The organism is Streptomyces sp. NPDC054786 (assembly GCF_053611685.1).
The window spans coordinates 14616-27717 of record NZ_JBSHAW010000013.1 but is presented as its reverse complement, the minus strand read 5'-3'; the positions used below and the strand labels follow the sequence as shown (position 1 = coordinate 27717).

The window sequence follows — 13102 nt, the reverse complement described above, 5'->3', positions numbered from 1 at the left end:
AATCCCGTCGCCCTCGAACCCGGCTTCACGAGCCCGTCGCCGCTGCCGAGCCAGACGTAGGCGTGGTGGTGGGGTCCGGCCATCTCTCTCCCTGGTGCGAACGCGGTGCATGAACTGCTCCGAAGGAGCGGCCCACGCCCCCGTGGAGGGACGGGGCCGCCCGGTCCACGGACTCCTGACGGCCACAGCCTTGGCCGTCGCCACAGCCTCCGTTGGGACTGCCGCCCTCGCTGTCGCCCTCGTTGTCGCCCTCGTTGTCGCCCTCGTTGTCACCCTCGTTGTCGCCCTCGTTGTCGCCCTCATCGCCGCCGTACTTGACCGGATCGAGGCGGTATCGCATGGTGCTCTCCTCGGGTGCTGTGTCGACGCACGGTCGGTCCGCGCGTCGTCGTGCACTTGCGAGGGCCCCTCGCGGGCCCGCCCGCTCCGGCCGTGTCCTGCCCAGGGAATGGCGGCCGGGGCGGGAGTTTGCGTTCCCCGCCCCTTCACGGCTTCGTCCGGTGCCTCGCACGATGGCGCACGATGAGGACATCGAAGTCGGTCACCCTGCTGAGATCCCTGGCCGCTGCGGCCTGCTTCCGGCCGCGCTCAAGGTCGTGGCACTCGGGGCACTTGTGCGTCATGGATGCGCTCGTGGGAGTACTCATCCGGTCGCCTCGACGAGTTCCGCCACTGCTGCGTCTGTTGGTGCGGTCATGAGCAGGACGTTAGGAAGCGAAAGATGACGCCACCAGGCAATGTTCTCCCATGTCCTCGGAGAATGGCCGAATGTTCTCGCCTGTTCTCACACGAGCAAGTACAAGCTGTGGTGCGGGACTCCGAGGCCCGGTGATGCTGGAGGCTCACACCCCCGTCACGAGGGAGAAAGCCATGGCACGGCGACTGCGTTTCAACGGCACCAACAGCGGCAGCGGCGGCTGCCCCGCCCTGCACGAGGACTTAGACACGGGCGAGTGGATCGTGCAAGGTAAGCCGCTCACCCACCCCGAAGACCTCGGCCAACTCCAGCACTTATACGACGGCGAGATCGCAGTGGTCGTGCCACCGGAGCTACTCGTTGATTTCGGCCCCAAGGAGGTCACGCGCGTGCCCAAGATCATCAACTTGGCCGAGTTCGCCCAGCTTTTCAAGACGTTCGAACATTCGGCATGGCGTCTGGAGAGCCGCCGGGGCTATGCCTCCGACCGCGAGGACGAGACCTACCGCGAGTTCGTCGAGACGGGCACTGTGACATGGGATCCCGACGACGAATGGTGCAGGAACATGCGTGCACAAACGACAGTCGGTAAGCGCGTCGGCCGGGTGCGCATCATCGATAATCCTCCGACTACCGGCCAGCTGTACCTACTCGACAACGCGAAGCGCAACTCAGCCACAGGAGAGGAGATGCGCAACCTGTGGCGCGCCGACGCTGAGCGGCTTCAACTTCCCGCCGAAGACTTCTGGATCTTCGACTCAAGGTTCATCGCACTGCTGCACTTCGACGAGGCCGACACTCTCCTGCACGTCGAATTGATCACGAATCCCGCGGAAGTGATGCGGTACGCCCAGGCACGCGATGCCGCGCTGCATCACTCCTCCCCCTACGAAGAGTTCGCGGCGCTGGTAGCCGCAACCGAGGAGTGAGTCGTACCCGGTGAGTACGGACTACCAACAAGCGCGAGCCGCGCTCGGAGTGCGCCTGCGCGAACTCCGCATCTCGCGCCCGGGAGGCCGGCTTACCGGGCCCCAGCTGGCACAACGTCTCGGCTGGACACATTCAAAAATCTACAAGCTGGAAAACGGGAAGCAGACCGCCAGCCCGGAAGACCTTCGAGCGTGGGTGGACGCCACTGAACAGCCCGAGGCATTCACCGAGCTGTATGCGCGCCTACAAGGTTTCGAATCACAGATCCGGTCGTGGCGGCGTCAACTTGCTTCGGGACATCGTCCAGTACAAGAAAACTGGAACACCGAAGTGGCGCGGACCAAGGTCATACACGGCTGGCAAGAATCTGTCATCGAAGGAATGCTTCAGACGGCCGATTATGCCCGGCACATTTTTACCCGCTACGCGGAACTCCAGAATTCTCCGCGCGACACGGATGAAGCTGTACGAGCCAGGCTACGGCGCCAAGAGCTGCTGTACCAGCCCGGCAGGAAGTTCCGCATCATCATGTGGGAGGCGGCGCTGCATGCCCGGATCTGCCCTCCCTCAGCGCTCGCCGCCCAGCTGGACCGCCTCACAGGCGTGATCGGCCTGGACACGGTAGAGCTAGGGATAGTGCCCTTCAGCGCATCGCTCAAGATTCCTACGGCCAACGGCTTCTACGTGCTGGACAACCGGCTGGCAGTCACCGAGGACTGGCATGCAGAGTTGTGGCTGGAGGACGCCGACAGCATCGCCCTGTACCTGAACGTCTGGAACACACTCCGGGAGTCCGCCGTCTACGGCACCGAGGCGCAGAACGTGATCAACAGAGCCCGTCGGTCGCTCTGTTCTCCATGACGCCCCTTGCTGGATATACAACGATGCACGCAATGCCGCAGTCACCGAATTCCGAGTCGGCGTACACCGAATGGTGCCACAAGGTAGGCGACGGGCTGAAACCACGCCAGCACAGTTTGGTCCAGCTGTTCCAAGAAACCGGTTGCTGAGCAAATCCACTACGGGGCGGCCCCGGGAGGTCCCTGAGGCCGGCCGGGGCAGCGTCTCGTCCGTGTGAACGATGAAGCGGCAGCGGGCGGGGGCGACCCTGGAACCGGCCGTCCGCGCGGCAGGAGCCGCCACCGCAACGCCTGTTGCGGCTCGCGCGGCCACGGTCCCACCGTCACCTCCCCGTGGGGCACGACCATGCCGCATCCGGTCACCCCGCGCGTCACGCCCTCCCGGACGCCGGGAGCCGCGGTGCGCACGACGCAGAAAGGATCACCATGAACTCCCCGAGGCCGCACTCCGTCGCACCGTCCGGCGGAGACCTCCGCCATCCGCACCTCCGGCGGGCACTGCGCAGCACCAAGCTGCTCGTCGGCTGCTACGCCGTACTCAGCGGGCTCACGCTGCTCGCCATCATCCTGCTGCGTCACCACCCCGACCTCGTGACCGACGCCGTGTGGGTGCGCGCGTCCATCGTCGTCGCGACCTCCCTGCTCATGGTCTCGTTCGCGGCGCGGACCGGCCGCGGCCACAGCCGGTCCTATCTGCGGCTGCGGCTGGCGTCCGGCATCATGCCGGCGGCCATCGCGGTCATCATCGCGCTGCCCGGCGCCTTCCCGGTGTGGCTGAAGGCCGAACAGGCCCTGTGCGGAGTCCTGTTGCTGGGTGTCGTGCTGATCGTGAACAGCAGGCGGATGCGGTCGGCGTTCGCCGCCGGGTAGCGGCGGGCCCACGCCGCTCCTCGACGCCCGCAGGCCACGGTGCCGGAGCCGACGACGTCCCCGGCACCGACCTCACGGCCCCCCGGCGCGCCCCGCAGCACCGTCGCGGCGGCCCGGCGGAGGGCGGCCACCGTGGGCTCGCCTCAGGTGCCCTCCTCCCCCAACGCCTCCGCCAGCACTTGCGCCAGATGCCGTCCCGGCCGGTCGCCCAGCTGATCGAGCTGGGTCCGGCAGGAGAAGCCGTCGGCGAGGACCTCCGTCCCCTCGGGGGATTCCCTTACGGCGGGGAGGAGTTGGTCCTCCGCGCAGGCCACCGACACGTCGTAGTGGCCGCGCTCGAAGCCGAAGTTTCCGGCGAGGCCGCAGCAGCCGCCCGTCAGCCGGCCGGTGAGGCCCGCGCGTTCGCGCAGGCGGCGGTCGGCCGCGTCGCCCAGGACGGCATGCTGGTGGCAGTGGGTCTGGCCGGCGACGGGGCGGTCGATGCGCGGGGGCTGCCAGTCGGGGGCCAGTTCCTCCAAGGCCTGCGCGAAGGTCCGTACGGAGTCGGCCAGTTGGGCGGCCCGGGGATCGTCGGACAGGAGTTCCGGGAGGTCCGTGCGCAGGGCGGCGGCGCAGCTCGGTTCGAGGACGACCAGGGGGTGGCCGTCGCGGAGCAGGGGGCTGAGGGTGTCGACCGTACGGCGCATCACCGCGCGGGCCTGGTCGAGCTGGCCGGTGGAGACGTAGGTCAGGCCGCAGCACAGAGGGCGGTGGCGGCGCGGCAGCGGAGGGGACCCGGCCGGGCGCGGGGGTGCGGTCGGGGGGAGGAGGGGACGCAGTCCGGCGGCCTCCAGGACGCGTACGGCGGACCGGCCGACCTCCGGGGAGAGGTGGTTGGTGAAGGTGTCGGGCCAGAGGATGACCGTGCGGCCGGAACCGGAAGGGGCCTCGGGGGCCGCCGTCTTCCGGCGGCGCCACCACCAGCGGGTGAAGGTCTCGGTGGCCAGCTCGGGGATCGGGCGCTCGGGCGCGATCCCGCCGAGGCGTTTGCCGACGGCGGCCAGCGGTGTACGGGCGAGGGCGTTGAGGGCGGGTGCGGCGGGGGCCGCGGCGTGCAGCCACTGGGGGAGGCGGCCCATGGAGTAGTGCGCGGCGGGGCGCCGCCGGCCCTCGTAGTGGTGGTGCAGGAACTCCGCCTTGTAGGTGGCCATGTCGACCCCTACGGGGCAGTCGCTGCGGCACCCCTTGCAGGACAGGCAGAGGTCGAGGGCATCGCGTACCTCCGGCGACTGCCAGCCGTCCGTGATCACCTCGCCGGCCAGCATCTCGTGCAGCAGCCGGGCCCGGCCGCGGGTGGAGTGCTGCTCCTCGCCGGTGGCCCGGAAGGACGGGCACATGACGTCCGTCGAGCCCGGACCGGTCGCGGTGTTACGGCACTTGGCGACGCCGACGCAGCGCCGTACGGCCGCGGAGAAGTCCCCGTTGTCGTGCGGGTAGCCGAACTCGACCGGTACGGGGCGCTTGGGCAGCAGCTCGAAGCGGAGGTTCTCGTCGAGCCGTGCGGGACGGACGAGCATGCCCGGGTTGAGCCCGGCGGCCGGGTCCCAGAGCGACTTGAACCGCTCGAAGAGGCCGACGAGTTCCGGGCCGTACATCTTCGGGAGCAGTTCGGCGCGGGCCTGGCCGTCGCCGTGCTCGCCGGAGAGCGAGCCGCCGTGCGCCACCACCAGGTCGCCCAGGTCGTAGGAGAACTCCCGGAAGCGGCGGATGCCGGGCGCGCTCAGCAGATCGAAGTCGATACGGACGTGGATACAGCCGTCGCCGAAGTGACCGTAGGGCGTGCCGCGCAGGCCGTGCTGGGTCAGCAGGGCGCGGAAGTCCCGCAGGTACGGGCCGAGCCGGTCCGGCGGTACGGCGCAGTCCTCCCAGCCGGGCCAGGCCTCGCTGCCGTCGGGCAGCCGGGTCGCGGTGCCGGAGGCGTCCTCGCGGATCCGCCACAGGGCGCGCTGGCCGCCCGGGTCGGTGACGACGGTGTGGTCGGTGGCGCCGTCCGCGGCCGCCGCCCGGCAGAGCGCCTCGGCCCGTGCCGTCGCCTCGCCGGGGCTCGCGCCGCCCATCTCCACGAACAGCCAGGCGCCGCCCTTGGGCAGTCCGGCCGCGCTGCCCACGAGGTCGGCGGCCATCCCCTCGACGGTCATCGGCCGGTGCGGCAGCAGGGTGTGCGCGGCCTCGGCCGCCGCGCTCTCGTCGGGGTAGCCGAGGATGGCGAGGGCCCGCGCCGCCGGAGTCTCCACCAGGCGCACGGTGGCCTCGGTCAGCACGCCGAGGGTGCCCTCGCTGCCGGTGAGGGCGCGGGCGAGGTCGGTGCCCGCTTCCGGCAGCAGCGCGTCCAGGGCATAGCCGGAGATCCGGCGGGGGAGGTCGGGGTAGCCGGTGCGCAGCAGCGCCAACTCCGCGTCGACCAGGGCCTTGACGCCGTCCCGCAGCCGCGGGGGCAGTCCGGTGGGGGCGCCGGTGGGGCCGGTGCCGCGGCCGGCCCGCACCCGCTCGCCGCCGTACGTCAGCAGCTCCAGCTCGCGGACGCTGTCGGCGGTGGTGCCCCAGGCCACCGAGTGCGAGCCGCAGGAGTTGTTGCCGATCATGCCGCCGAGGGTGCAGCGGCTGTGGGTGGAGGGGTCGGGTCCGAAGGTCAGTCCGTGCTGTCCGGCCGCCGCCCGCAGGTCGTCCAGGATGACGCCGGGCTGGACGACGGCGGTGCGGGCGGCGGGGTCCAGTGACTCGATCCGTCGCATGTGCCGGGTGAAGTCCAGCACCACGCCGGTACCGGTCGCCTGCCCGGCGATACTGGTCCCGCCGCCGCGGGGCACCACCGGCACCCCGTGTTCCCGGCACACCCGCAGCGCTGCCGCGACGTCCTCGGCGTCCCGGGGCGCGACCACCGCTTTGGGCACCCGCCGGTAATTGGACGCGTCCATCGTCATCAGTGCCCGGTCGGCCGCGGCGAACGAGACCTCCCCCCGTACCGCGGCCGCCAACTCCTTCGCCAGGTTCCGCTTCTCCGTCTCCGTACGATCAGCCATGTCTCCAGCCTGCCCACTGGAGCGGGTTCATGGGGCATCGACGGGGCCGTGAGTTGGGGTCGGTGGCCGGGGCCGGTCGGGGGCGGTGGTGAGCGGTCAGCCGTGAGCGGCGGCCGGTGTCCGGCCGGCCGCCGCGGCCCCGGACGGGTGGAAGCGGAAGACGTTCTCCGGGTCGTGGCGGGCCTTGAGCCCGGCCAGCCGCCGGTGGTCGTCGGCGTCGTGCACACTGCGTGCCACCTCCGGGGCGTCCGGCCGCTCCCCGTGCGGGCCGAAGAGGAAGTTCACGCTCCGGCCGATCCGCCAGGGCGCGACGGCCGCCAGCGCCTCGGCGTGCAGCGCCCGTACGGTCGCGAGGGCGGCATCGGGTCCGTCGGCGCACGGCTCATCGCAGCCGGGCCCGTCGGAGCGGTGCGCATCGGGGCCGGACCGGTCGGCGCCGGACCCCTCGCCCGTGCCGTCGCCCAAGTCCTCGCCCGTATCCGATCCGATCAGCGGCGACAGCAGCCGCAGCGCGAACCGGGCGTCCCGGTGGCCGACGGCACCGGCCACTTCGTCCGGCCCGCCCCGCCGCGCCATCGCACCCCCGAGATGGTTGAGCTGGACCACGCACATCGTCGGCGCGTCCGGCCCGGTCAGCGCGGCCACCCGGTGCAGCGCGGCCGTGTCCAGCCCGCTGAGCAGCGCATTGTCACCGTCGTAGGCATGCGGATCGCTCGGGTCCCGGTGGATGGTGTGCGACTCGGCGTACGGCATCTCGCGCAGCTCGTCGCTCACCCGGGGCCCCACCGCCCGCAGCGGCGCCACCAGCCGCTCGCCCTCCTCGGCGCTCCCCGTGTAGGCGATCCGGATCTGCGCGAGATAGCGGCCGCGCAGCGGCTCGGGCAGCTGCGGGAGGTCCGGGTAGGCGATCAGCGCGAGCGACGAGGTCAGCTCGTCCGGGACGGTCGCGGTCCAGCGCAGATACGCGGCCGACGCCTCTTCGAGCTGCTCGCCGCCGAACACCAGCTGCCCGCCGTACAGCCGGGCCACCGGCACCAGCCCGAACTCCATCGCGGTCACCACCCCGAGGCCGTGACCGCCGCCGAGCAGCGCCCCGAACAGCTCGGGATCGCTGTCCGCGGTGACCTGCCGCTGCCGGGCGTCGGCGGTGACGAGGTCGACGGAGCGCACCTGGTCGGCGGCGAAGCCATAGGTACGGGCCAGCACCCCGACGCCGCCCCCGAGGGTGTACGCGATGACGCCGACGCCCGGGGAGGAGCCGTTGAGCGGCGCGAGCCCGTACGGGGCCGCCGCCTCGATGACCTGCCCCCAGACGACACCCGCCTCGACCCGCGCGGTACGGGCCGCCGCGTCCACCCGCACCCCGGCCATCCGCCGCGTACTGATCAGCAGCCCGCCGTCGGTGGCGGCGGACAGCCCGTGCCCGGTGGCCTGGACGGCGACCGGCAGGCCCTGAGCGCGGGCGAAGCGCACGGCGGCGACGACGTCCCCGGCGCACTCCGCACCGACGATCACGGCCGGCCGGTGCCGGTACGCCCGCTGGAATCCGGACCGTTCGGCGTCGTAGGCGTCGTCGCCGGGGACGAGGACGGGGCCCTGGGACTCGCGGATGAGGGTGTGCAGGGCGACGGGGTCGAGAGCGGGGGCGTGGTGCGTCCGTGCGAGGTCGTTGATCTCCATGCCGCGCACTCTGCCGCGATAACTTGACACCCGCCGTCATATATAAATGCGCCTGTGAAATCGGACCGGCTCCTCTCGATCCTGCTGCTCCTGCAGACCCGCGGCCGGGTGCCGGCCGGGGAGCTCGCCGAGCGGCTGGAGGTATCCGCCCGGACCGTCTACCGCGATATCGAGTCGCTGTCGGCGGCCGGGGTGCCGGTCTACGCCGAACGCGGCCGGCACGGCGGGATCGCGCTGCTGCCCGGCTTCCGTACGGACGTCACCGGGATGACCACCGACGAGGCGCGCGCCCTGTTCATCCTGGCCGCGCAGGGTGCGCACACCGCGCTCGGTCTGGACGAGGCGCTCGGCTCGGCGCTGCGCAAGGTGATGGCGGCGCTGCCCGCCCCGCACCGGCCGGCCGCGGAGCTGGCCGGCAGCCGCATCCTGGTCGACCCGGACAAGTGGATGAGCGGCCCGCGCCCCGCCGTCGACCTGGACGAACTCCACACCGCCGTCTTCACCGACCGACGGCTGCGCATCCGCTACCGCCACAGCGGCGAGACCCGGCTGCGGACGTACACCGTCGACCCGTACGGGCTGGTGGCCAAGGCCGGAACCTGGTACCTCGTCGCGGACCGGCGCGGCGGACCGCAGCTCTTCCGGGCCGACCGGGTGGCGTCGGCGGCCCTCACCGACGCCCCCGTACGGCGCCGCGCGGGCGTCGAACTCGCCGAGGTCTGGCGGCAGCTGCGGCGGCAGGTGGAGGAGCGGCCCGCGGGCGTCAGGGTGACCGCCCGGATCCGCCGCGACCGGCTCGACCTGGCCGTACGGATCCTCGGCGGGGCGCTGACCGGGCCGCCCCGTACGGGTGAGGGCGAGGACTCACGCGACGGCGAGGAGGCCTCAGGGGACAGCGCGGAGGCAGGAAACGGCGAAGGCGCCGGGACCGGGGACCGCGAGGGCACCTGGGCCGACGAGGGCTCCGGGGCCGACGAGGGCTCCGGGGCCGGCTGGGCCACCATCGAGCTGGCCTACCCGGTCCTCGGTGCCGTCCGTCAGCTGCTGCAGTTCGGCGACTCCCTCGAAGTACTCGACCCGCCCGAGGCCCGCCGGGTGATGGCCGAGGCCGCCGCCACCCTCACCGCCGTCTACGCGGCGGACACCCCGTCCCGATAACGCCCCTCCCCGGCACGTCCACCGTACGAGCAGCCGTCATCTCACCGGCTGGACGCGCCGCCGAACCCCGCAGCACGACGGATTAGGCTTCTCCCGTGGCTGATATCCAGATTCCCGCTGACATCAAGCCCGCCGACGGACGCTTCGGCGCGGGCCCCTCCAAGGTGCGTACGGAGGCGCTCGGCGCCCTCGCCGCCACCGGTAGCTCCCTTCTCGGCACGTCCCACCGCCAGGCCCCGGTCAAGAACCTGGTCGGCGCGGTGCGCGACGGCGTACGCGACCTCTTCCAGCTCCCCGAGGGCTACGAGGTCGTGCTCGGCAACGGCGGCTCCACCGCGTTCTGGGACATCGCGACGCACGGCCTGATCGAGCGCAAGTCCCAGCACCTCAGCTTCGGTGAGTTCTCCTCGAAGTTCGCCAAGGCCGCCAAGCTGGCGCCGTGGCTGGACGAGCCCACCGTCATCTCCGCCGACCCGGGCAGCCACCCGGACCCGGAGGCGGAGCAGGGCGTGGACGTCTACGGCTTCACCCACAACGAGACCTCCACCGGTGTCGCCGCCCCCATCAAGCGGGTCGCGGGCGCCGACGAGGGCGCGCTGGTGCTGGTCGACGCCACCTCCGGCGCCGGCGGCCTGCCCGTGGACATCACCGAGACCGATGTCTACTACTTCGCCCCGCAGAAGTCGTTCGCCTCCGACGGTGGTCTGTGGCTGGCGGCCTTCTCCCCCGCCGCCCTGGAGCGCGCCCGCGCCATCCACGCCTCCGGCCGCCACATCCCGGAGTTCTTCTCGCTGCCCACGGCGATCGACAACTCCCTCAAGAACCAGACGTACAACACCCCCGCGCTGTCCACCCTCTTCCTGCTCAATGAGCAGCTGGAGTGGATCAACGGCCAGGGCGGTCTGGACTGGGCGGTCCGCCGCACCGCCACCTCCTCGCGCACCCTCTACGGCTGGGCCGAGGACTCCAAGTACGCCACCCCGTTCGTCGTCGACCCGGCCAAGCGCTCGCAGGTCATCGGCACCATCGACTTCGACGACGACATCGACGCCGCGGCCGTCGCCAAGGCCCTGCGCGCCAACGGCATCGTCGACACCGAGCCGTACCGCAAGCTCGGCCGCAACCAGCTGCGGGTCGCGATGTTCCCGGCGATCGACCCGTCGGACGTCGAGGCACTGACGGCCTGCATCGACCATGTGATCGGCAAGCTGTAACGGTCAGTCCGTACGCGTCATCCCAGGCCCCGGCGGGCAACCGCCGGGGCCTGTGCGTCGTGCCGGCCCGGCAACCTCGCCGCCGCCTTCACCGAGGGAAGGAACGGGCGACCGGCCGACGCTCCGTCAAGCCGCGTGGCCGCGTCGCCGTATGGAGGGAGCAAAGACCCCGTAGCCGCCCGAACGGGCGTACCGCGGCATGACGAAACGGGCCGGATGTGCCTGTATGGGAGCCATGACGAATCCCCCGAGCCCCGGCCTCGCCCCCTTCGAGCGGCAGGGGGCGGTTCTGCTGACCACGTTCAAGCGGGACGGCACCGGCGTCGGCACGCCGGTCAATATCGCCGTCGACGGCGACCACGCCTATATCCGTACGTACAGCAGCGCCTGGAAGGCCAAGCGGATGCGGAACTTCCCGGAGGTGGAGATCTGCGCCGCCACCTGGCGGGGCCGCCCCACCGGGCCCGCCGTGCAGGCACGGGTGCGGCTGCTGGACCCGCAGACCCGGGAGTACCGGCGCGCCGAGCGTTCGCTGACCCGGAAGTACCCCCTCCTCCACGGCCTGTTGGTGCCGCTGGCGCACCGGCTGAAGAAGGACCGGACGCTCCATTACGAGCTGCGGCTGGTCGAGGGCGAGGCGGGCCGGGAGCGGACGGCGGAGGAATCGGGGCTGGGGATCTAAGGACCGGCCGCTCCCCCGCGCCTATCGCCGCCGCAGCAGCCTGCGCAGCCCGACGACCAGCGCCGTGGCGACGGCGAAGACCATCGCCCCCTTGATGAAGCTGGGGTCCAGGTCCGTGCCCGAACTTCCCTTCCCGCCCTGGCTGTTGGCGTCGTCGCCGTTCGCCGGGTCGTCCTTTGCCGCGTCCGGCAGCTGGTTGTCGCTCAGGCCGACCGGTTTGACGTCGCTGTCGCTGCCCTCCGAGCCGTACATCAGGGTGCGGCCGTCGGGGGTGAAGGTGACCGATTCGCCCTGCTGTTGGACGGGTACGCCCACGCTGCCGAGGTCCTTCGGGCGGCCGTCCTGCCAGCGGTAGATCCGGGCGCCGAAGTAGCTGCGCATCACGAGACGGGTGCCGTCGGGGGAGAACGCACCATCGGTCACCCACAGGTCGATCGGCGCGACCTTGCGGAAGACGTTGGTGCCGGAGGTGGTGAGCCGCTGCGGGCCCTCGTAGAGGGCGCCACCGCCGTCCTGCTTCTTGCTGGCGATATAGACCCGGCCGGTCTTGGGGTGCACCATCAGCGCTTCGGCGTCCCGCGGCCCGTCCGCGTACTTCACATCGAACTGGGTCGCCGTGACCGTGGCGTCGCGCAGCTTCTTCGGTTCGGGGAAGCGGTAGATCCAGACGTGGTTCCAGCTGCCGCCGAGGTTGTCGCCGATATCGCCGACGTAGATATCGCCGTCCGGGCCGATGGAGATCGCCTCGACATCGCGCGGGGTGCCGATGCCGCGCAGCGTGATCCTGGCGACCGTACGGCCGGACGTGCCGTCGACGGCGTAGACGTACGGGCCGTCGTCGCTGTCGTTGTGGGTCCAGTAGATCCCGGGGTGCGCCCGGCTGGCCGCCAGGCCGCTGGACTCGGTGATCCGGGGATCGCCGATGGTGAAGCCGTCGGGCTCGTCGGCGGCGGCGGGCACCACGGCCGCCGACCACAGGATTCCCGCGGCACCGGCCGCGCACAGAAGCGAACGCATGGGCACAGACTGCCATCCCGGGCCACCGTGCGTGGCGCGGCCACCGCCCGCCTCACCCCCGCCCGCACCGCACGGCCCCCCGGGGCGTGTCCAGCGTCACGTACCGAGCAGTAGGGGATCTCGGCCATCATGGCCGGATGAGGATCATGTTCGTCGGTGACTCGATGACGGTGGGGAGCACCGGCGACTTCACGTGGCGCTACCGGATGTGGCAGCACCTGAACGCGACGTTCGACGGCCCGTACCGCATCGTCGGACCGCGCCACACGCTCCATGACCCCGTCGAGGGCGTCCCCACCTCGTCCGCCTACGCCGACCCCCGCTTCCCGGAGGAGGCCCGCCGCCATCTCGCCGGCTGGGGCGAGGGCTGGCTGCACATGGCGCCGGTCATCGGTGACATGGTGCGCCGGTACGACGCCGACACCCTGCTGGTCTCGCTCGGCCTGATCGACCTCGGCTTCTATACGAACGCCGAGCAGACCGCGGAGAACGTGCGGGAGTTCGTGGCGCAGGCCCGGGAGGCCGCCCCGCACATACGAGCGGTGCTGATGCCCGTGATACCCAATGTGCGGGCGGCGGCGGACACCGATTTCGGCACGCAGTGCGAGCGCTTCAACGAGCTGCTGGCCAAGGCCGTCGCCGATCTCTCCACCCCCGGCTCGCCGTTGCTGCTGGCCTCCGAGCCGGACGGATGGGAGACCGAGCGCGCCACGTACGACGGGACACATCCGTCGGAGTGGGGGGAGCGACTGCTCGCGGGGGCGTTCGCCGGGGCGATGCATCAGGGCTGGGGGGTCGGGGCGCCGTACGGGGTGCTGTCGGCTCACTGAGGCATCCACGTCCCGCGGGAACGCCCGCCCCTCGCCCGGAACCACGACGAGCCGTGCCCGCCACCCCCCGTGGTCCTTGCTTCGAGAGCACTCGAAGGCGTTGGC

Annotated in this window: 11 protein-coding genes; 7 read left to right on the top strand and 4 right to left on the bottom strand. The window is 71.6% G+C overall.

Annotation, left to right across the window (positions count from 1 at the left end; translation table 11 throughout):
• Positions 1 to 25 precede the first annotated feature (25 nt).
• Entirely contained in the window at positions 26 to 340 is a 315-nt protein-coding gene (locus ACWGI6_RS13195; RefSeq protein ID WP_453267576.1) for a hypothetical protein, read from the bottom strand.
• 530 nt (positions 341 to 870) lie between these two features.
• On the opposite strand from ACWGI6_RS13195, the gene ACWGI6_RS13190 reads away from it, so the two are divergent.
• The 3 genes from ACWGI6_RS13190 (at position 871) to ACWGI6_RS13180 (ending at position 3357) form a co-directional block, all read left to right on the top strand.
• Positions 871 to 1626 carry a DUF6879 family protein gene (locus ACWGI6_RS13190; RefSeq protein WP_453267575.1) on the top strand — a complete coding sequence of 252 codons (756 nt, stop codon included), beginning with the start codon at positions 871 to 873 and terminating at the stop codon, positions 1624 to 1626.
• A 10-nt stretch (positions 1627 to 1636) separates the two neighbouring features.
• On the top strand, positions 1637 to 2488 hold the full coding sequence (locus tag ACWGI6_RS13185) for a helix-turn-helix domain-containing protein (RefSeq protein ID WP_453267574.1): 852 nt from the start codon (positions 1637 to 1639) through the stop codon (positions 2486 to 2488).
• Positions 2489 to 2913: 425 nt separating this feature from the next.
• Positions 2914 to 3357, top strand: a complete 444-nt coding sequence (locus ACWGI6_RS13180) for a hypothetical protein (protein WP_453267573.1) — start codon at positions 2914 to 2916, stop codon at positions 3355 to 3357.
• A 143-nt stretch (positions 3358 to 3500) separates the two neighbouring features.
• On the opposite strand, the gene ACWGI6_RS13175 is transcribed toward ACWGI6_RS13180, so the two are convergent.
• Both ACWGI6_RS13175 and ACWGI6_RS13170 read right to left on the bottom strand, forming a co-directional pair.
• Positions 3501 to 6416, bottom strand: coding sequence for an FAD-binding and (Fe-S)-binding domain-containing protein (locus tag ACWGI6_RS13175; RefSeq protein ID WP_453267572.1), 2916 nt, complete (start codon positions 6414 to 6416; stop codon positions 3501 to 3503).
• Between the two features lie 96 nt (positions 6417 to 6512).
• Entirely contained in the window at positions 6513 to 8096 is a 1584-nt protein-coding gene (locus ACWGI6_RS13170) for an FAD-binding oxidoreductase (protein ID WP_453267571.1), read from the bottom strand.
• Between the two features lie 54 nt (positions 8097 to 8150).
• On the opposite strand from ACWGI6_RS13170, the gene ACWGI6_RS13165 reads away from it, so the two are divergent.
• The 3 genes from ACWGI6_RS13165 to ACWGI6_RS13155 all read left to right on the top strand — a co-directional run bounded on the left by ACWGI6_RS13165 (position 8151) and on the right by ACWGI6_RS13155 (position 11150).
• Positions 8151 to 9254, top strand: coding sequence for a helix-turn-helix transcriptional regulator (locus tag ACWGI6_RS13165; RefSeq protein ID WP_453267570.1), 1104 nt, complete (start codon positions 8151 to 8153; stop codon positions 9252 to 9254).
• Positions 9255 to 9349: 95 nt separating this feature from the next.
• Positions 9350 to 10468, top strand: a complete 1119-nt coding sequence (serC, locus tag ACWGI6_RS13160) for a phosphoserine transaminase (RefSeq protein ID WP_393910348.1) — start codon at positions 9350 to 9352, stop codon at positions 10466 to 10468.
• A gap of 235 nt (positions 10469 to 10703) precedes the next feature.
• Entirely contained in the window at positions 10704 to 11150 is a 447-nt protein-coding gene (locus ACWGI6_RS13155; protein ID WP_393910347.1) for a PPOX class F420-dependent oxidoreductase, read from the top strand.
• A gap of 21 nt (positions 11151 to 11171) precedes the next feature.
• Here ACWGI6_RS13155 and ACWGI6_RS13150 read toward each other — a convergent pair whose 3' ends face one another.
• Positions 11172 to 12167 (bottom strand): hypothetical protein, encoded by a 996-nt coding sequence (locus ACWGI6_RS13150; RefSeq protein WP_453267569.1) that lies wholly within the window; start codon positions 12165 to 12167, stop codon positions 11172 to 11174.
• Positions 12168 to 12313: 146 nt separating this feature from the next.
• Between ACWGI6_RS13150 and ACWGI6_RS13145 the strand changes: the two genes are divergently transcribed.
• The gene (locus ACWGI6_RS13145) at positions 12314 to 12997 is read left to right on the top strand and encodes a GDSL-type esterase/lipase family protein (protein ID WP_453267678.1); all 684 of its coding nucleotides are present in this window, start codon (positions 12314 to 12316) and stop codon (positions 12995 to 12997) included.
• Positions 12998 to 13102 lie beyond the last annotated feature (105 nt).

Coding starts and splice junctions, on each gene's coding strand:
- ACWGI6_RS13180 (WP_453267573.1), top strand. CDS start 2,914: ATGAACTCCCCGAGGCCGCACTCCGTCGCACCGTCCGGCGGAGACCTC.
- ACWGI6_RS13195 (WP_453267576.1), bottom strand. CDS start 340: ATGCGATACCGCCTCGATCCGGTCAAGTACGGCGGCGATGAGGGCGAC.
- ACWGI6_RS13190 (WP_453267575.1), top strand. CDS start 871: ATGGCACGGCGACTGCGTTTCAACGGCACCAACAGCGGCAGCGGCGGC.
- ACWGI6_RS13150 (WP_453267569.1), bottom strand. CDS start 12,167: ATGCGTTCGCTTCTGTGCGCGGCCGGTGCCGCGGGAATCCTGTGGTCG.
- ACWGI6_RS13155 (WP_393910347.1), top strand. CDS start 10,704: ATGACGAATCCCCCGAGCCCCGGCCTCGCCCCCTTCGAGCGGCAGGGG.
- ACWGI6_RS13170 (WP_453267571.1), bottom strand. CDS start 8,096: ATGGAGATCAACGACCTCGCACGGACGCACCACGCCCCCGCTCTCGAC.
- ACWGI6_RS13145 (WP_453267678.1), top strand. CDS start 12,314: ATGTTCGTCGGTGACTCGATGACGGTGGGGAGCACCGGCGACTTCACG.
- ACWGI6_RS13175 (WP_453267572.1), bottom strand. CDS start 6,416: ATGGCTGATCGTACGGAGACGGAGAAGCGGAACCTGGCGAAGGAGTTG.